General features: G+C 71.8%; 11 protein-coding genes. 5 read left to right on the top strand and 6 right to left on the bottom strand.

The annotated features are described in order from the left end of the window. Positions 1 to 1,998 (top strand): HipA domain-containing protein, encoded by a 1,998-nt coding sequence (locus GTZ93_RS42930; RefSeq protein ID WP_257979382.1) that lies wholly within the window; start codon positions 1 to 3, stop codon positions 1,996 to 1,998. Positions 1,999 to 2,004: 6 nt separating this feature from the next. Here GTZ93_RS42930 and GTZ93_RS25550 read toward each other — a convergent pair whose 3' ends face one another. Then, a complete protein-coding gene (locus GTZ93_RS25550) occupies positions 2,005 to 3,894 on the bottom strand; it encodes a Hint domain-containing protein (RefSeq protein ID WP_139920951.1) in 1,890 nt (629 codons plus the stop codon). A gap of 224 nt (positions 3,895 to 4,118) precedes the next feature. Between GTZ93_RS25550 and GTZ93_RS25545 the strand changes: the two genes are divergently transcribed. From GTZ93_RS25545 to GTZ93_RS25530, 4 genes are all read left to right on the top strand, one after another. After that, on the top strand, positions 4,119 to 5,969 hold the full coding sequence (locus tag GTZ93_RS25545) for an OPT family oligopeptide transporter (protein WP_161663047.1): 1,851 nt from the start codon (positions 4,119 to 4,121) through the stop codon (positions 5,967 to 5,969). Positions 5,970 to 5,984: 15 nt separating this feature from the next. Continuing rightward, entirely contained in the window at positions 5,985 to 9,965 is a 3,981-nt protein-coding gene (locus tag GTZ93_RS25540; protein ID WP_139920512.1) for a serine/threonine-protein kinase, read from the top strand. A 119-nt stretch (positions 9,966 to 10,084) separates the two neighbouring features. Beyond that, on the top strand, positions 10,085 to 11,650 hold the full coding sequence (locus GTZ93_RS25535; protein ID WP_139920510.1) for a hypothetical protein: 1,566 nt from the start codon (positions 10,085 to 10,087) through the stop codon (positions 11,648 to 11,650). 3 nt (positions 11,651 to 11,653) lie between these two features. Continuing rightward, entirely contained in the window at positions 11,654 to 13,069 is a 1,416-nt protein-coding gene (locus GTZ93_RS25530; protein WP_139920508.1) for a serine/threonine-protein kinase, read from the top strand. A gap of 6 nt (positions 13,070 to 13,075) precedes the next feature. Here GTZ93_RS25530 and GTZ93_RS25525 read toward each other — a convergent pair whose 3' ends face one another. The 5 genes from GTZ93_RS25525 to GTZ93_RS25505 all read right to left on the bottom strand — a co-directional run bounded on the left by GTZ93_RS25525 (position 13,076) and on the right by GTZ93_RS25505 (position 18,287). Further along, positions 13,076 to 14,491 (bottom strand): sigma 54-interacting transcriptional regulator, encoded by a 1,416-nt coding sequence (locus tag GTZ93_RS25525; protein ID WP_370457135.1) that lies wholly within the window; start codon positions 14,489 to 14,491, stop codon positions 13,076 to 13,078. Between the two features lie 87 nt (positions 14,492 to 14,578). After that, positions 14,579 to 15,376: a ZIP family metal transporter gene (locus GTZ93_RS25520; protein ID WP_139920507.1), complete on the bottom strand. Its 798-nt coding sequence runs from the start codon at positions 15,374 to 15,376 to the stop codon at positions 14,579 to 14,581. Positions 15,377 to 15,479: 103 nt separating this feature from the next. Then, complete coding sequence (locus tag GTZ93_RS25515) at positions 15,480 to 16,460, bottom strand: HEAT repeat domain-containing protein (RefSeq protein WP_139920505.1); 981 nt, start codon at positions 16,458 to 16,460, stop codon at positions 15,480 to 15,482. After that, positions 16,460 to 17,626: a HEAT repeat domain-containing protein gene (locus GTZ93_RS25510; protein ID WP_139920503.1), complete on the bottom strand. Its 1,167-nt coding sequence runs from the start codon at positions 17,624 to 17,626 to the stop codon at positions 16,460 to 16,462. The genes GTZ93_RS25515 and GTZ93_RS25510 overlap by 1 nt, the downstream gene beginning before the upstream one ends. A 115-nt stretch (positions 17,627 to 17,741) precedes the next feature. Next, positions 17,742 to 18,287 carry a M23 family metallopeptidase gene (locus tag GTZ93_RS25505; protein WP_120580071.1) on the bottom strand — a complete coding sequence of 182 codons (546 nt, stop codon included), beginning with the start codon at positions 18,285 to 18,287 and terminating at the stop codon, positions 17,742 to 17,744. Between the last annotated feature and the right edge of the window lie 217 nt (positions 18,288 to 18,504).

The following is an 18,504-nucleotide window of genomic DNA, read 5'->3' as shown; positions in this document are numbered from 1 at the left end:
ATGGACCCCACGCTCCCTGTGTCCACCACGGGCATCCTCGACGTCCTCATTGGCGACGTGCACGTCGGCACGCTCACGCTGCTCGCGGACGAGCGCATCGAATTCAGCCTCTCCGAGGACTACCGCCAGCGCTACCCGCGCCCCGTCCTGGGCCAGTTCTTCGAGGACGACCTGTCACGCCGCCACACCAGCCGCATGCGGCTGCCACCGTTCTTCTCCAACCTCCTGCCCGAAGGCCCGCTGCGCGACCTCATCTCCGAACGCCAGCACATCGCCCGGCAGCGTGAGTTCTTCTTCATCGCCCACCTGGGCGCGGACCTCTCTGGCGCCGTCATCGTCCGCCCCGCGGGCGAGCTCGCCGGCCACGACGCGCCGCTCGCCGAAGCTCCCGCCGAACCCGTTTCGGACGGTGAGCCGCTGCGCTTCTCGCTCGCGGGCGTGCAGCTCAAGTTCTCCATGCTCCGGCGCGACCGGGGCATGACGCTGCCCATGGGCGGCCTGGGCGGAGACTGGATCGTCAAGCTCCCGGACAACCGCTACGACCGCGTGCCGGAGAACGAGCTGTCCGTGATGACGTGGGCGCGCGCCACCGGCATCGACGTGCCGGAGCTCCAGTTGCTCCCGGTCGCTGACCTGCACGGCCTCCCGGAGGGCATCACCCTGCGCGAGGACCTGGCCTACGCCATCCGACGCTTCGACCGGCCGTCCCCCGGCCGCCGCGTGCACATGGAGGACCTGGCGCAGGTGCTGGGGCTGTACTCCGATGAGAAGTACAAGAAGTACAACTACGAGACCATCGCCAACGTGCTGCTCAAGGTCGCGGGCCTGGACGCGCTCCAGGAGTTCCTGCGGCGGTTGGTGTTCATCATCGCGTGCGGCAACGGCGACGCGCACCACAAGAACTGGTCCCTCTACTACCCGGACGGCACGCGCCCCACGCTGTCTCCCGCGTACGACTTCGTCTCCACCATCCAGTACATGCCGCAGGACCAGCTCGCGCTGAACCTGGCGAAGTCCAAGCGCTTCGAGGACGTGTCGCTCCAGAGCTTCGAGCGCCTGGCGCGCAAGCTGGGCCTGAGCGACGAGGACGTCCTCCCGGTGGTGAAGGGGGCCGTGGAGGTCGCGCTCGATACGTGGACCACGCTGCGCGCGGACCTGCCCATGCCGGAGCTCTTCAAGCAGCGCATCGAGGAGCACTGGAAGCGCGTCCCGCTGCTCCAGGGCAACGTGAAGCGCAGCTCCGGCGAGCTGCGCCAGACGGTCAACGCCTTCTTCACCCTCTACAACGAGTTGCCCCGCCTGGGCCCCGGCAGCGACGCCTGCACCCGGGAAGCGCTGCGGCGCCTGTCCCCGCTGCCGCCCTCGCCGCGCGTGCTGGACCTGGGCGCGGGCACCGGACGGCAGTCGCTGGTGCTCGCGCGGGAACTGGGCACGCGCGTCACCGCCGTGGACCTGCACCGGCCCTATCTTGACCGGCTGGAGCGCGAGGCCCGCGAGCAGGGGCTGTCGGACGCCATCGTCACGCGTCAGGAGGACATGAGCGCGCTGTCGCTACCGCCCGGCTCCGTCGACCTGCTCTGGTCCGAGGGCGCCATCTACCTGATGGGCTTCGAGCAGGGCCTGCGCCAGTGGCGGCCGTTGCTCGCGCCCGGTGGACAGGTGGCCGTCACCGAGTGCACCTGGCTCACCGACGTCCGTCCTCCGGAGGCGGTGCGCTTCTGGTCCGCCGGGTACCCGTCCATGGGCACCATCGCCCAGAACCGCGCCAGCGCGGAGGCCGCGGGCTTCACGGTGCTGGACACCTTCACGCTGCCCGCGTCCGCGTGGTGGGACGAGTACTACACGCCGCTCCTCCAGCGCATCGACCGGCTGCGCCCCACCGCGGACGCGGCCCTGCGCGAGGTCATCGCGGCGGCGGAACAGGAAGTGAACCTGTACCGCCGCCACGGGGACAGCTACGGCTACGTCTTCTACCTGCTGCGTTCGCGCGAGGCCTGACGCCGCTTAGCGGCGGCTGTTCAGGTAGTCCGCGTGCCACGCGGCGGGCAGCACGGCCAGCACGTCCGAGGAGACGGGCGGGTGCTTCTCACGCGCCAGGTCCGTCTGCATGCGCGCGTCGCCCACCAGGAAGCCGTTGGCGATGAGCGTGTGCTCCTTCGCGCCCACGTCCAGCAGCTCCGTGTCCGTGCCCAGGGTCAGGTTGTAGACCTGGCCCTTGAAGGGCACGCGCTCCACGGAGGCCAGCGTCGCCTCGCCGTTCTTCGTCAGCAGCACGTCGCCCACCGCGAGCTCGCCCGCCGTCACGACGCCGCGGGTGCGGCTGACCATGGGGTGGGTATTGGTGACGAGCACGTCCTGGCCCTTGCCCGCCTTCAGGCGGACCATCGGCTGGGACTCGGTGCCCTTCGTCACGGTGGTGACGGTGAGGGCGCGGCCGTCCGCGTTCGACAGCACGCGGTCACCGACCTTCACGGACTCCACGGGGACGGACTGGCCGTCCGCGCGCAGCACGCGCGTGCCCGCCGCGAGGCAGCTGTTCTTGAAGTCCAGCACCGCCAGCCGGCGGAATCCCACGCGCGTCACCGGGCTGAAGCCGCCACCGGAGCGGGGGCACGTCGCGTTCACCGTGGTGAAGGCCTGCATCGCCACGTCCTGCTCGTGGGCCAGGCAGTCCGTGCCCAGGTCCATCAGCCCGTTGAAGGGAATGCTGGACGCGTCCAGGCCCGTGCCCAGCGGCAGGCTGCCCGTGAGCACCACCGTGCCCGGCGTGGTCGCGGCGACGTTGTTCACCTTGCAGCGACCGCCCGCGCTCAGGAGGACGATGTTCACCTCGCTCTTCACCGTCGTCACGGTGCAGTTGGCCGGCAGGCCCGTCACGTACGTGCCCCGCGCCGGCAGGTACAGCTTGGCCGCGTTGAACGCGCCCGGCGTGGGCCAGTAGGCCGTCGTGTCCGGCACCCACTTCTTCGCGGTCACGGACTGCTGGGCATTCACCGCCGCCACGCCCGTGTAGCCGCCGGCGAAGGCGGTGATGTTGCCGGCCGCGTCCTTCTTCGCCAGCGTGTAGTCGCAATCCAGCGCGCCCGTCGCGGAGCCGCGCTCCAGGCAGGTGCGGATGGCGTTGCCCGGCAGGCCCGTGCCGATGAGCTCGCGCGGGTGGTCGAAGTTCAGACCCGGCGGCAGCAGCAGCACCGTGGTGTCCGCGGTGGAGTAGAAGGTCTCCATCCGGCCGCTGGCCTCGTCATAGGCCATGCCCACCGAGTCGTAATACAGGACCCGGTCCGGACCCGCGTCCAGCACCACGTTCAGCGGATCCGTCTCCAGCGTCTTGGCCAGGTAGTCCTCCGTGGCCGTCGTGGCCAGCAGCTGGAAGTCCTGGCGGTCCGGCGTCGTGGAGTACGCGTTGAAGTCCACGTAGGAGTAGTCCGCCCCGCCCGCGCAGGTGAGGTAGCCCGAGCCCTGGAACGTCGTCTCCCCGTTGCCGTGAGCAATCTCCTCCAGCGGCAGCAGGTGGCCGCACCACTCGGGGGTGGTGGTCTGCGCCTTCACGCCGGAGGCCTTCTGGGCCAGCACGTGTTCGCGCTGCCGCGAGAGGCTGGAGAACAGGCGCGGGGAGTTGGCCGGGGTGTTGCCCGCCGCCTCCAGGCGCTTCATCAGGAAGGCGTACTGATCCGCGTCGCCCAGGTCGAGCGGCATCTGGGTGCCATCCGCGTGCTGCTGCTTCCACTGCGCGTACAGCTTCGACATCTTCAGCGAATCGTGGGCCCGGTCCTGGCGCACGGCGGCCGTCGGCGCTTCGCGCGTGGGCTCGGCCGTGCAGCCGGCCATGAGGGGAGTCGAGAACACCATCGCCGTCAGGGCGAGGCGCTTCCAGCTGGGGGTGACGGGGAGCATCGGGGAACTCCGCGAACCGGACGCCTCCTCACCATGAGTGTTGGCTCGGTTCACATTGAGTATGTATCCAGTAGTTCCTGATGTCCCACGAAATCAGGTTGGAGTCTGTGACATCCGCGTGCCTGTGATTGTGCGGGCGGGGACGACAGGGATTGAGACATCTCGGGTCACAGCTGGGCGGGGATGTAGCGCGGGAGGGTGCGAACGGAGAGGATGGACGGCCCATGCCGGCCCCCGCCCCCCGAGCCGTCCCCGCCGGGGACACGCCCACCGACGCCTCGCTGACGCTGCTGCGCATCCCCGGCACGACGCAGGCGGAGGTGGACACATACTGGCTCACGCGCGTGTACCAGGGCGGCCGGCTGCCCCAGCTCACCCTGCGCGCGGTGCTCCTGGGCGCGGGGTTGGGCGTGCTCACCTGCGCCACCAACCTCTACGCGGGCCTGAAGACGGGCGTGGCGTTCGGTGTGGCCGTCACCGCCGCGCTGCTCGCGTCCGCGACGCATGGGGCGCTCCGGCGCTTGAGCCCCCGCGTCGCCGGGAGCCCGTTGTCCCTGCTGGAACTGGGATGCGCGCAGACGGTGGCGTCGTCGGCGGGATACGCGACGGGCGGCGCGCTCGTGTCGGTGCAGGGGGCGTGGTTGTTGACGACGGGGCACCACCTGCCCGGGATGACGCTGCTGGCGTGGACGTTCCTGTTGTCCGCGCTGGGCGTCCTGTTCGCGGTGCCGTTCAAGCGGCAGCTGGTGGACCGGGAGCAGCTTCCGTTCGCGTCCGGGACGGCCGCGGCGGCGACGGCTCGCGCGCTGCATTCGGGAGGGGAGGCGGCGGGGCCGCGGCTGCGCATGCTGGGCGTGGGTGGGCTGATCGCGGGCGTGTTGACGCTCGCGCGCGATGGCTTCGGGCGCTTGCCCTATGCGTATGCGTTTCCCGGGACGCTGGGTGGCGTGTCGCTGGAGCGGTTGGGGTTCGCGCTGGAGACGGGGTTGATGCCGGTGGGCGGCGGCGCGCTTCTGGGCGTGCGCGTCACCGCGTCCATGTGGCTGGGGGCGCTCTTCGTCCATGGCGTTGTCGCGCCCCGGTTGATGGCGGCGGGCGTGGTGGCTCCGGATGGGGACTTCCTCGCGTGGGCGCTGTGGCCGGGCGCGGCGGCGCTCACCACCGCGTCGCTGTTGCAGTTCGCGCTCCAGGCCCGCGTGTGGGGCCGGGCGCTGCGGGGGCTGCGCGGGCAGCGTCAGGCGCCGCATCCCATTGAAGCGCTCCAGGTGCCCGGGCGGTGGTGGGTGGCGGGGATGCTGGTGCTGACGCCCGCGACGGTGGCGCTGGCGCGGGTGGGCTTCGACGTGCCGGTGCCGCACGCGCTGCTCGCGGTGGCGCTGTCGTTCGTGCTGTGTCTCATCTCCTGCCGTGTCACGGGGGAGACGGACATGAGCCCCGTGGGCGCGCTGGGGCAGGTGACGCAGCTGACGTATGGCGTGCTGCTGCCCGGGGATGTGCGCGCGAACCTGGCGACGGCGGGCATCACGGTCAACGCGGCGTCCTCCTCCGCGGACCTGCTCACGGACCAGAAGGCGGGACACCTGCTGGGCGCGGATCCTCGCCGCGTGTTCCTGGCGCAGCTGTTGGGGTGCGTCGTGGGGGCGCTGGTGGTGGTGCCGCTGTTCTACCTGCTGGTGCCGGACCCCTCCGTGCTGGGTTCGGAGCGCTTCCCGGCGCCGGCCGCGACGATGACGGCGGGTGTGGCGCAGGTGCTGGCGTCAGGGCTGGATGCCGTCTCGGCGGACCTGCGGCTCGCCATGGCCTGGGCGGCGGGCGCGGCGGCCGTCCTTACGCTGGGGGAGCAGGCGCTGCCGGAGCGGTTCCGCCGCTGGACGCCCTCGGCGGTAGGGGTGGGGCTGGCGTGTCTGCTGCCTGCCTCCACCTGCCTGGGGTTCTTCCTGGGCGGGCTGGGGTGGGAGCTGGCCCGGAGGTGGAGGCCCGCGTCGGAAGGGCCGGGCGTGACGCTGGCGGCCGGGCTCATCGCGGGCGAGGGGCTGGTGGGGGTGGGCATCGTGCTGGCGCGGGCGCTCTGGTAGCCTCCGGGCATCCGCATGCGCTGTCCGGTCTGCCACCGCCGCCTCGCGCCGGGCGCGGCGTGTCCCGTGAATGGCGTCGCCGCCGGGTCCGGTCTCCCCCTGGAGCCGCTGGCGATTCCCGACGTCCCCGGCCTGTCCGGTGCCGCCCTGTTGGGAGTGGGGGGCTTCGCCCACGTCTTCACCGCGGCGCGCGAGTCGGACGGCCGCGAGGTGGCGCTCAAGGTGGGACTGGGGCCGCACCATGCGCGCTTCGCCCACGAGGCGGAGGCGCTCCGGCGCGTCGGGCCGCCCACGGTTCCTGAAGTGCTGGAAGAGGGGCGGGTGGGAGGCCGGCCCTTCCTGGTGCAGGAGCTGTTGCGAGGGCAGACGCTCGCGGCGTGGATGGCGGCGCTGCCGGGGACGGGCGCGGCGTCCGTGGCGCGGGTGCGGGAGTTGCTGACGGGGCTGTGTCAGGCTGTGGCGCGCGTGCACGCGGTGGGAGTCGCGCACCGGGACCTCAAGCCGGAGAACATCTTCCTGCGCGAAGGTGGCGCGCTGAGTCTGCTGGACTTCGGGCTCGCGCGATGGATGGACGCGGGGCCGGCGGAGGCGGCGGGCAACCGCGCGGGCACGACGGTCTACATGTCGCCGGAGCAGTGCCTGGACGCGCGCGAGGCGGGTCCGGCGGCGGACATCTACGCGTTGGGCGTCCTGCTCTTCGAGTTGCTCACGGGGACGCCGCCGTTCCACGGCACTCCGGACGAGGTGCGCGAAGGCCACGTGAGCCAGCGTCCGCCGCGCGTGTCGGAGCGGGCGCAGGTTCCGGGGGCGCTGGACGCGGTGGTGGCGCGGTGTCTGGCCAAGGAGCCGGCGGAACGGTACGCGAGCGCGGAGGAGTTGCTGGCCGCGTTCGAGGCCGCGTGCGTGGAAGGGCCTTCGCTGTCCGGTGTCGTCGGGGCGAGGGATGCGCGGTCGGCGCAGGCGCTGGTGACGTTCGCGGGCGCGCGTCCGGTGGCGGTGCTGGGGCTGCGCACGGCCGCGTCGGTGGAAGGGCTGGCGGCCACGCTGGAGCCGTTCGGCGGAGTGCTGGCACGGGTCGCGGCGGGCGGCTACGTACTCGTCTTTTGCGAGTCGTTGTCGGCGGAGGCGAACGTGCGCGCGGGAGCGCTCGCGGCACGGCGGTTGGTGGAGTCCGGAGAGGCCTCCGCGGTCCTGCACGTCGCGGTGCTGTACGTGCATCCCGGCACCACGTTGCCGCGCATCGCGGGTGCCGCGCTGGAGCGGCCGGAGACGTGGTGGGGGAGGGCACTCGCGCAGGGCGAAGTGCGGGTGACACCGGAGGCGGTCGCGAGGCTGGAGCCCGGGTGGATCGAGCCCGTCACGCAGCCCGACGACATCGAAGCCTCGCTCGGGATTCGTGATCCTGGCGCGCGGGAGGAACAGTCGCCCGAGAGCATCGGATCCACGGCAGGGCCGTGGAACGCAGGCGACGCGCGCCCTGCGGTGCGGGAGTCCGCAATCCGCGAGTCCACTTCGTCGCAAGCGGTCGCGGAGAGTCCACGCGCGGCGTCACCAGGATCCGGGGACACCGAGCGCGAGAACGGCGCGGTCTTCCGTCTGCGCCTCCACGACGAGGACGGAGCTCGCGCTGACGGTGAGCCTCCTCCGTTCGTGGGCCGCGACGCGCTGCTGGACGCACTGGTCGCGGACGCGGCGCGGAGCCTGTCGTCCTCGGCACCGGGCCTGGGCGTGCTCACCGGCGAGGTGGGGCATGGCAAGTCACGGTTGCTCAAGGCGCTCGCGCTCCAGTTGGAGTCCACGGGCCACGCCCGGGTCGTCCGCCTGCGCGCTCCTCCTCCGGATGCGTCGCTGTCCAACGCCCTGCTGGATTCACTGCGCGCCGTCGCGGGCCGTCCGTCCGCGGAGCCCCGCATCCTGGCCGAGGCCCTCGTTGCCCAGGCATGTGAAGCCCCGCTCGTGCTGTTGCTGGACGATGCCCACCTCGCGGATCCCCTGAGCCTGGATGTGCTCGAGCGCGCCACGCTCGAAGGACCGCGGGCGTCCCTTTGGATCTGCGTCGCCGGACGTCCTTCGCTGCTGGGCCTGCGGCCCCACCTGGGAGAGCGCAGCGCCCACGTCTCACGCCACACGCTGCCGCCCCTGCCTCCGGAAGCCAGCCGTGCGGTGCTCGTCCACCTGCTGCGTCCGGCGGAGCACATCCCCGAACCCGTGCTCGCGCGCCTGGAACTCCTGGCGCAGGGCGTGCCCCTGTCCCTCGTCGAACTGGCTCGCGCGCTCCGAGCCGCCGGGGCCTTGCGTTCGGCGCCGGGGGGCGGATGGTACGTCGCGCCGGATGCGCTGTTGGATGTCTCCGTCACGCCGCTGTTCGAACGGCTGGCTCCACGCGTGCTCGCGGGCCTTCCGGAAGCCCACCGTGTTCTCGCGCGGCTGTGCGCGGTGCTCGGCACGGAGGTGGACGTCGCACGCGTCGACTCGGCTCTGCGCCACCTGACCGCGGGACCGGAGCTGTCGCGCGCCGCCGCGCTGGACGCGGGCGCAGGCCTACAGCGACTGACCCGCGCGGGCCTCCTGCGTCCCACCAGCCCGGGCCGCTTCGCCTTCCGCCACCCGCTGCTGCGCGAGGCCCTGGAGGCCCTGCTGCCTCCCGCGCCCCGCCGCGCACTGCACGCCGCCGCACTCAAGGCCAGCGTGGGCGACGATGTGGCCGAACGCCGCCGCCGTGCGCACCACGCGGCCGTCTGCGGCGCCCACCTGGAGGCCTCGCGCGACTACCTGTCGCTGGCGGAGGAGGCTCGCTCCGGTCACCTGCCCGTGGAAGCAGAGCAGCACTACACGCGCGCGCTCGCGCTCCTTCCGGAATCAGATGACGCGCGCCGGGCCCAGGCGCTCGCGGGACGAGGCAAGGTCCGTCACCGCCTCCAGCGCTTCCGGGAAAGCCTCGCGGACCTGTCCGCCGCGCGCGCTCTTGCCCGCATCCGGGGCGACGCCGCGCTCGAAGTGGATCTGCTGCTGGAGGAAGCCACCGCGCGCGACTGGATGGAGGACTCGGATGGCTCCGCCGTCTGCACGCGCGAAGCACTCGACGCCATCGAGCCCCTGGACGCGCCGCGCCTGTCCCTTCGCTGCGGCCTGGCCCGGGGCCGCCTTCATGTGCGTCAGGGCGAGTGGGCCGCCGCGGCCCGCGTGCTCACCTCCACCGCCGAAGGCTCCGAACGCGCCCGGGACCACGAGACGCTGGTCGTGTCGCTGGCCCTGCTGGGCTCCGCGCTCACCTTCCTGGACCGCGCGCCAGAAGCCGCCGAACGCTTCGACGAAGCCCTGGAGCGCTGCGAGGCCGCGGGCGACGGACTGCACAAGGCCGCCGTGCTGTGCAACCGCGTCCTCTTGTGGCTCCGCCAGGGCGACGTGTCCCGCATGGAAGCGGACCTGCGTCGCGCCATGGCGCTGGGCCGCGAATTGGCCCACGCGCAGATGGAGCGCTGGTCCACCTTCAACCTGGCGGAGGTCCTCTACATGCAGGGCCGCCTGGACGAAGCGCTCCCCCTCGCGCAGCGAGCGCATGAGTTGGGCGTGCGCTTCTTCCGCGAACACCCCGTGCCCGTGGACGCGCTGCTCATCGCCCGCATCCAGGCCGCCGCGGGAGACGAGGCAGCGGCGGCCCGCCAGCTCGCCTGGATTTCGGAGCGCTGTCCGCCGGAATCCCTGCCGCCCACCGCCATCATGCGGAGGCTGGTGGAGCTCCAGGTCCATCAACAGACCGCCGGCGCCTTCCAAGCGACGGACTGGGCCGCGCTCCACACCGAAGCGGACGCGCTGGCCTCACCGGATGAGAAGGCGGAGATCCTCCTTCAGGCCACCGCCATCGCGCGCCGCACGGGCGCCATGGAAGAAGCCCTCGCGTGGCTCGAACGCGCCGGCCCTGTCGTGGCGGAAGCCCCGCTGTGGTCTACGCGTTTCCACGCATTGCGTGCCGCGCTCGTACCCTCAGCGCTGTAACGGGAATCGTTACACGGTGCCGCGCACGTAACCTTTCACGCTACAGGGAGACAAGAAGGCCGCGCCTGGGGTTTCCTTCCCTTCCTGTTTCCGAATCCTACCCAAGGAGTGTTCGCGCGATGGCCTCCTCCGTCCTCCGAGTCCCCTGGTGTTTCCTGTTGCTGGCCCTGACCGGCTGCGAACCCGCGCTCCCGGAAGACACCCTTGTCAGCGCCGATTCCGACGTCGAGCTCGGCACGAGCAAGGCGGACATCCGCATCGCCAACTCGCTCACGACGCGGGAGCTGGTGCTCAACGCCATCGCCGCGAACCATGACGCCAACGCGGCCCTGTCCACGAACTCGCTGGAGTCCCTCTTCGACCCGGACGTGATGAGCCCTGGCATGGGCACCGCGCTCGTCAACAACCAGCTCCGCGACCCCTACGCGCAGCGCTTCATGGCGTACCTGGTGAGCTGTGCGTTGGGCGAGGGGGAGACGCTCGAATACCTCAACCCCTTCCAACCCTCCGGCTCTCAGCGCAGTGAATGGGCCGGCTCCGCGGGCCTCTGTCCGTGGTGGCGCACGCAGGCGCCGGGAGACGCGTGCCTCCGGCGCGTGACGGCGTGCCTCCTATCGCGCAACAACGGCCTGGGCTACCGCGTGGAGTTGTCCATGCGCGGGGAAATCCATGAGCCTGTCCTCTCCATCGCGCAGCCGTTCGCGCTGGACGCATGGACGGTACCGCTCGACCACGTGCCGACCACGACCGCGTCCGTGAACAGCGCAGTGCCGTGCGACGAACAGACGGTGGGCGCGGAGCGGAACTGCGGCTGGAAGATGCACTCGGTGGGGTGGTGCCCGGCGGGGCAGACCATCTCCGTGGGCGCGGGCGGCCCGGCGGTCTGCCCGTCCGGGACGCCGCTGGGCTCCAGCGGCGAAGCACGCATGGTGCTGCGCGTGTGCCGGGGCATCGCCGGCTGCGACAAGACGGACGCGCGCCACGTGGAGTCCAGCCAGGGGTGCGTGCCGGAGTCCACGGACCCCTCGTCCTCCACGGACACGGACCCCTCCGTGAACTTCACCTGCCCTGTGTCGGGTGGGTACTTCACGGTGATGACCGCGCCCTGGGACAGCGACGCGGAGGGCACTGCGACCGTGGGCGTCTCGGCGGGAGTGCAGGCGCCGCTCTCCGAGCGCGCCGTGTACCGGGTCCGCGAGGGCGCCTTCTACGGCAACCTCTTCGGCAGGGACGCGCTCCGTGACGACATCAACGTGACGGTGACGTTGGTGGCGGGGCAGAAGGACCGCTACACCATCAACCGTCCGAAGGGCCGCCAGTCGAAGCCCGTCTTCAAGGACCTCTACTCCTGCTACGACCCGGGCTGGGTGTACGGCCGGGCGTACGCGACCTACCGCGTGTGCGCGCTGCCGGGCACGGAAGAGGACTGCGCGGCCACCGTGACGGGGCCGTGCTGGAGCACCACCCCGAACACGCCCTACCAGTGCAAGACGCAGGACGGCTCGCTGCTGTCGGGCGACGGCGACTTCGAGGCCTGCATGGACACGTCCAACCAGGTCTGGGAGGAGCCCGTCACCGTCTTCCTCAACGGCGCGTGCGACCTGGTGGATGATCAGCATCTGCAGCTGTGCAAGCGCTGGACGGAGCCCCCGCCGCCCCAGGAGACCTCACGGGGCAAGCGCTAGCCCATGGCGGGCAATGGCGAGGAGGCCCTCTACGGCGAGGAGCTTCGGCCCGGAGCGCTCGTGGGCGAGTGGGTCGTGGACCGCGTCCAGGTCCACGGCCCCGTGTCCGCGCTGTACCGGGCGCGGCACGCGCAATCCGGCGTGCCCGCGGCGCTGAAGGTGCTGCACCCGCAAGTGGCCGCGGCGGCGGTGGCGCTGCGGCGCTTCCGGCGTGAAGCCGCCACGCTGCAGCGGCTGCGCCATCCGCACATCGTCACGGTGCTGGGGTACGGCGAGCTGTCGGACGGCCGGCCCTTCATCGCCATGGAGTGGTTGGAGGGGCAGGACCTGGCGGCGGAGCTGGCCACGCGCGGGCCCCTGTCCCCGCGCGAGGTGTTGGAGGTGATGGAGCAGGTGGGCGCGGCGCTGCGGGTGGCGCACGCGGCGGGCGTGGTGCACCGCGACCTGAAGGTGCAGAACGTGGTGCGGCTCGCCCCGGGGCGCGGCGGCCCCGCCGTGAAGCTGGTGGACTTCGGCGTGGCGAAGGGGCTGGTGCCGGGCGCTCCGGGCAGTTCGTCGCTCACGCACACCGGCGTGGTGCTGGGCACGCCGCTGTCCATGGCGCCGGAGCAGATCCGCGGCGAGGTGCCGGACGCGCGCACGGACCTGTACGCCGCGGGCGTGCTGCTCTTCCAACTGCTCACGGGCATGCCGCCCTTCCAGGGCACCACGCGCCACGAGGTGGAGCAGCAGCACCTGCACGCGCCGCCGCCACGCCCCGGAGAGCACGCGCCGGTGTCCGCCGCGCTGGACGCGGTGGTGCTGCGGTGTCTGCGCAAGGCGCGCGAAGAGCGCCACCCGGACGTGGACGCGCTCCTGGAAGACCTGCGGGGCGCGGTGCTGGGAGGCGCGGCACCGGTGGCCGTCCCTCGCGCGGTGGGGCTGTACGTGGAGGCCCGGCTGACGGGAGAACCGGACCCCGCGGCGATGGAGGACCTGGACGCGGGCCTGGAGCGCGCGAGCACGCTGGCGCGCGAGGCCGGCATGGAGGTGCGGGTGATGGGCGGTGCGTGCCTGCTCGCCGTGGCCAGCCTCCCGGACGACGTGCGACGCGAACGGGAGCTGCGGGCGCGGGTGCTGGACGTGGGGCTCGCGCTGACGGGGAAGGGCACCTCCACCGCGCGCCTGCACGTCACCGTGCACGTGGACCGGCTGACGTCGCGGGAAGAGGCTCACGGCTGGACGGAAGCCAGTGCCTCCGCCTGGGACGCGGCGGGTGGGGAAGGGGGCCTGCTCCACCTGCCCGGCTGGGTGCGGGATGACGGAGCAGCGGCCACGCCCATCGTCACCGGTCCGGCGCTGCGGGGACTGGAGGCGGACTTCGTCGTCAGTCCCGTGCCGGATGCCCCCGAGCGTTGGCGGCTCTCCTCCCGGCGCTGAAGCCGCCTACGGCTTGATGCCGTGCCTGCGCAGCAGCCGGTAGAAGTGCACGCGGTCCATGCCGGCGGTGACGGCGGCCTGGGCCACCTTGCCCTGGTGTTTCTCCAGGAGCGCCCGCAGGTATCTCCGCTCGAAGTCGTCCACCACGCGCCGGCGCTGCTCCGCGTACGGCCGCGACAGGTCCAGCTCCAGCGGGCTGCCCTCCGGGCGAGAGTCCTCCTCCGCCAGCGGCAGCGCGTCCTCGAACACCAGGCAGCGCTCCAGGTGGTTGCGCAGTTCGCGCACGTTGCCCGGCCACGCCGCGTGCCTCAGCCGCGACAGGAACTCCGGCGTGCGCAGCGCGCCCGTGCGCTCCGGGTCCGCGCCCAGCGACGCCAGGATGCCCGACACCAGCATGGACAGGTCCTCCGGCCGCTGGCGCAGGGACGGCATGGCGATGCGCAGCACCGCGAGCCGGAAGAACAGGTCGGAGCGGAAGCGGCCCGCGTTCACCTCCGCGCGCAGGTCGCGGTGCGTGGCAGCGATGAGCCGCACGTCCACCGGCTGGTACGTGTTGCTGCCCACCCGGCGGATCTCCCGGTTCTCCAGCACGCGCAAGAGCTTGGGCTGCAACTCCGGGGGAAGCTCGCCAATCTCGTCCAGGAAGACGGTGCCGCCGTCGGCCTCCTCGAAGACGCCCGCGCGCCGGCTCACCGCGCCGGTGAAGGAGCCCTTCTCGTGGCCGAACAGCTCGCTCTCCAGGATGTGCGCGGGGATGGCGCCGCAGTCCACCACCAGGAACGCCGCGTCCTTGCGCCGGCTGGCCTGGTGGATGGCGAGCGCCGCCTGGCTCTTGCCCGTGCCCGTCTCTCCCTCCAGCAGCACCGTGACGTCGCGCGCGGAGGCCCGCTCCATCATCGCGAAGCAGCCGCGCATGGCCACGGACGTGCCCACCAGCGTGCCGAAGCGCGTCAACTCCGACAGGGGCAGCCGGTTGCTCTCCGCGCTGAAGTCGAACCGCAGCACCACGCGGCCCAGGCGCAGCAGGCTGCCGCTGCGCAGGATGCCCTCGACCACCTGCACGCCGTCCACGATGACGCCGTTGAGGCTGTCCAGGTCCTTCACCTGCGGGCCCTTGGGCCCGATGCGCACCTCGCAGTGGAAGCGCGACACGGTGGAGTCCTCCACCGCGAAGTCGTTGAGCGGATGCGAGCCCACCGAACAGGTGTCCGCCGTGGACTCCCACACCATGCCCGCGCCCGGGCCCTCCACCACGGACAGGCGGAAGCGGCGCACCGTGGGCAGGTCCCCCGGACGGCGGGCCTGCTCGTACGGCAGCGTCACGTGGAGCGCGGCCTCCTGCCCCTCCTCGTCCAGGTGGGCGCCCTTGTCCTTCGACTCCCCGGGGGTCCCGTCGACGCGGGTTCGATCCGACACAGACATGCACCTGAAACTACCACGTCCGGGCCACACGGGGCGGGGCAGCCGGGTGTCCGGCAGGACACAGACGCGGTGCGCGCACGCAAAGCGTCAGCTCAGCGTCACGTCCAGGAACATCATCAGCACGAAGCCCACCATCAGCCCGGCGGTGGCCTCCTTCGCGTACTCCTGGCGGTGGCTTTCGGGGATCATCTCGTCGCTGACGACGTACAGCATGGAGCCGCCCGCGAACGCGAGCGCCCACGGCAGCACGCCTGAAGCGAACGACGTGGCGAAGAAGCCCACCAGCGCGGCCGCGCCCTCCACCAGCCCCGTGTAGAGCGCCACCAGCACCGCCTGCTTGCGGCTGTACGCCACGCCCATCAGCGCCAGCGCCACGACGAAACCCTCCGGGATGTCCTGCAGGCCAATCCCCACGAGGATGGGCACGGCGATGGTCATGGAGCGGCTGCCCACGCCGGTGCCCACCGCCAGGCCCTCCGGGAAGTTGTGCAGCGCGATGGCCAGCACGAACAGCCAGATGCGCTTCAGGTTCGCCGCCTGCGCGTTGCCCTCCTGGCCCTTGATGAAGTGCTCGTGGGGGATGAAGCGGTTGCACAGGTGCAGGAACAGGCCGCCCACCAGCATGCTGCCCCCCACGACCAGTGCGGGGACGAAGCGCGACGTGGTGCGCTCCTCCGCCAGGTGGATGGCGGGCACGACGAGCGAGAAGGCCGTGGCCGCGAGCATCACGCCCGCGCTGAAGCCCATCAGCACGTCCTTGGTGCGCTGGGAGATGCCGCCCATGGCCAGGGCGGGCACGGCGCCCAGGCTGGTGGAGAGGACGGTGACGGCGCTGCCAACGAGCGCCAGTGCGAGGGTGGACGAGCCGAAACCGCTGTCGAACATGGCCCCCTCAACCTGCCGCTCACCCCGCCGCCCGGCCACCTTTTCGGCGGGGCCGGGCGTGAAGGATGCCCGCCATGGAACAGCCGTTCCCCAGCGGACGCACTCAGGGCGACAAGCGCTGCTTCTCCCGCAGGATGAGGTGCCACTCCTGGAGGTTACGCTGGAGCGCGGACAGCCACGCGTCGATTTCTGGATCCAGGCGCTTGTCCACGCCGCGCAGGGACTCCAGGAGCGGCCGGGCGCCGGACTGGCCCAGCCGCGCCAGTCCCTCCAATGCCGACTTGCGCACCGCGAGGTCGCTGTCGCTCCGGTACAGCGAGGTGAGCGAACGGCGAGCGCCCGCGGACTCAGAGCCCGGTACGCCGCCCAGCGCCTTCGCCGCCGCCGCGCGCAGGCCCGCGTTCTCCGAGCTCAGCTGTTGGGTGAGCTTGCGCACCACCTCCGGGCTTGCGGCCTCCATGGAGACCTCGCCCAGCAGGCGCGTGGCCAGCGCCGGGTCGTCCGTGGCCGAGGCGACCTTCACCGCCGCTTCCGCCAGCTCCGGGTTGTGGCCGAAGTAGATGCCCGCGCTCTCCGTCACCAGGTTCTCCACCACCGCCTGGCGCACCTCCGGCGCGCTGTCGCGCACGAGCTGCTCGTAGGTGACGACGTCGCCGTTCTTCGCCATGAACTCCACCGACGGCGAGCCCTGGAGCGCGCGCACCGACGCGGCGCGCAGGCCGGGGTCCGCGTCCTGGCTCGCGCGGGAGAGCAGCGGCTGGAGCAGCTCCGGCTTCTGCGCGTTGCTCGCCTTGGTGGCCAGCGCCGCGCCCACGGCCTCCAGCACGGCGGGGTCGCGCTCCTGGCTCACGGCCCGGCCCAGGGCCTCCGGCGGCATGGCGATGGCGGCCTCCTTCAAACGCAGGCGTGCGTATTTGCGGTACGCGGGCGAGCCCGTCTTCATGGCCACGCGCACCTCGTCCAGCATGCCCTCCACCGTGCAGGCCGTCCGGGTGGGGACGGCAACGGGCGCGCCCTGCGCCAGGGCCAGTCCTGGCAGGAGCGACAGCCAGAGCACTCGGGCCTTCATCGTTCGCGAGCCCATCAGTGCGGCGCTCCTTCCTCGACCACGCAGTCGTGGTGTTCCTTCTTGCCCATCCAGATGCGCGCGAAGTCCGTGGTGCCGGTGGCGTACAGCGCCTTGAAGTCCAGGTAGTCCTGCCGCAGGCGCGGGTCCTTGCGCGCGAACTCCTCCACCAGGGGCAGTGCGTCCGCGCCGGCCGCGCGCACCGCGAAGCGCAGGAAGGCCCAGCGCACGCACAGGTCATGTTCGCCGTCGAAGGCAGCGCGGTACGCGGCCAGGGCCTTCTGCGGGTCCTCGGTGACGGCGAGCCGGAAGGCGGCCATCTCGCGCACGTCGCGGTCCTTGTCGGTGCGCATCACCTTCGCCAGCGCGTCGATGGAGTCCGAGTCGAGCAGCGGGTCGGAGTACGAAGGCATCTCCAGCGCGAGCAGCCGCACCGCCGAGTCATCCGACGTGGTGCCGATGTCCAGCAGGTCCTTCCAATACGGCGCATACGTGCCGGTGCGCTCGTAGTCCTCCTTCATCACCCGGCCCAGCGTGCGCGTGGCCGTCCACGCGGCGGAGTCGGCGGAGTCATCCATCGCGATGGCCTTGAGCCGGCCGCGCGTCTCCGGCGTGAAGCGGTGCTGCGTCTCCAGTGCGTCCAACGCGGAGGCGCGGTCCGGTGTGGCCAGCGTCTTGTCCTCGGCCACCGACACCAGCTTCTCCGTGACGCGCGGGTGGCGCACGGCGGGCGAGGCCTTGAGGGCCTCCAGGTAGATGGCCGGCTCCGGTGGCGCGGCGTTCACCGCCCACGCCACCAACTGCAGCGCGCGGTCCGGATCATTGCCCACCAGCTCCGTCAGGCGCTCCTGGAGGTAGGCCACCAGCGCGGTGTCGCGCGCCTGGATGGCGGCGGCCACGGCGGCGTGCAGCGACTCCATCGTCGCGGACCTGTCCAACACGGCCAGCCCGTCCCAGCACCCGGGCATGGGGATCTCCTCGCGAGGTCCAGCGCGCGCGGCGGGCGGAGGCTCCCCGGTGGCGCCATTCCCGGCGGAGGCCGTGGGCACGGAAGGAATCGCCGCGACAGGCAGCGAAGGACCGGCGTCATCGCTCCCAGCCGAGCCCCGCCACCACACGACGCCCAGGGCGACGAGGAGGACGAGGCCAGCGAGCGCGACCTTGAAGAGGGGACGGGAGGTCATGTCGAAGGGAGCTCACGCGGAAGAGGAACGACGGGCGCACGCGCGCCGGACGTCGGAGACGTGAAGCCGGGCAGGGGACGTGCGGCCCCTGCCCGAGGACACCTGCACGCTTTGGCTACAGCGTGGGAACGCCCAGCCGGTTGGTGCAGTTGGCGTTGGTGCCGCACGTGGTGCCGACGCTGGTGTACCAGGCCGACTTGCGCGTGCCGTACTGCCGGTTGTCCGCGTGCACGTGCGGGCCGGTGGCGCTGCCCGTGCCGCCCACGAGCCCCAGCGCGCAGCGGTCGCACGTCTTCGTGCCAGAGCTGACGTTGGCGTAGAAGTGCAGCTGGCGGAAGTCCCAGCCGTTCGCGCCGGACACGACGTAGTAGTTGCCCGCGCCGCCGTTGCAGGTGGAGCCGTAGCAGGCCGCCGCGCAGCCGCCGTAGTAGTAATAGTAGTAGTTGCCCACCAGCATGCCCCGGTGGTTCCACTCGCCGCAGGATCCGTTGCCGATATCCAGCGCCGTGTGGCTGCTCCCGGTGCAGTTGTAATAGGTGGTCGAGTTCACGTAGGCCGCCGGGTCACAGATGGGGCCGTTCGCCGTGGCCGCCACTCCTGGACCAGCCCACGCCGCGGCGGCCAAGGCCACCCCGGCGGACAGCAACGTCTTCAGCTTCATGCGGTGCTCCCTCCCGTCATCCGCCCCCCGTTTCCCCGCGAATGGGGCAGGGGCGGTGAAGCTGTAATACACGAAATCCTTGAAACCATCTCGCGAATCGGGAATTGAGAAACACAACGATTCCAGAGGCTTCCGTGCCGCGCCGTGTCGTTCCGGGCCGGGCGACGCAACTGGCGGCAAACGTTCACGACAATCTGGAATGTCGGCGTTCTGCCGA

The sequence above is a fragment of the Corallococcus exiguus genome (assembly GCF_009909105.1).
Classification (GTDB): domain Bacteria; phylum Myxococcota; class Myxococcia; order Myxococcales; family Myxococcaceae; genus Corallococcus; species Corallococcus exiguus.
The sequence above is the reverse complement of the archived record's forward strand: the minus strand, read 5'-3'. Positions and strand labels throughout refer to the sequence as shown.

What these genes read in the sequence shown, in the direction of transcription:
- GTZ93_RS25540 (WP_139920512.1), top strand. Translation starts at nt 5,985, where the DNA reads ATGCGCTGTCCGGTCTGCCACCGCCGCCTCGCGCCGGGCGCGGCGTGT.
- GTZ93_RS25520 (WP_139920507.1), bottom strand. Translation starts at nt 15,376, where the DNA reads ATGTTCGACAGCGGTTTCGGCTCGTCCACCCTCGCACTGGCGCTCGTT.
- GTZ93_RS25535 (WP_139920510.1), top strand. Translation starts at nt 10,085, where the DNA reads ATGGCCTCCTCCGTCCTCCGAGTCCCCTGGTGTTTCCTGTTGCTGGCC.
- GTZ93_RS25530 (WP_139920508.1), top strand. Translation starts at nt 11,654, where the DNA reads ATGGCGGGCAATGGCGAGGAGGCCCTCTACGGCGAGGAGCTTCGGCCC.
- GTZ93_RS25545 (WP_161663047.1), top strand. Translation starts at nt 4,119, where the DNA reads ATGCCGGCCCCCGCCCCCCGAGCCGTCCCCGCCGGGGACACGCCCACC.
- GTZ93_RS25525 (WP_370457135.1), bottom strand. Translation starts at nt 14,491, where the DNA reads ATGTCTGTGTCGGATCGAACCCGCGTCGACGGGACCCCCGGGGAGTCG.
- GTZ93_RS25505 (WP_120580071.1), bottom strand. Translation starts at nt 18,287, where the DNA reads ATGAAGCTGAAGACGTTGCTGTCCGCCGGGGTGGCCTTGGCCGCCGCG.
- GTZ93_RS25510 (WP_139920503.1), bottom strand. Translation starts at nt 17,626, where the DNA reads ATGACCTCCCGTCCCCTCTTCAAGGTCGCGCTCGCTGGCCTCGTCCTC.
- GTZ93_RS25550 (WP_139920951.1), bottom strand. Translation starts at nt 3,894, where the DNA reads ATGCTCCCCGTCACCCCCAGCTGGAAGCGCCTCGCCCTGACGGCGATG.
- GTZ93_RS25515 (WP_139920505.1), bottom strand. Translation starts at nt 16,460, where the DNA reads ATGGGCTCGCGAACGATGAAGGCCCGAGTGCTCTGGCTGTCGCTCCTG.
- GTZ93_RS42930 (WP_257979382.1), top strand. Translation starts at nt 1, where the DNA reads ATGGACCCCACGCTCCCTGTGTCCACCACGGGCATCCTCGACGTCCTC.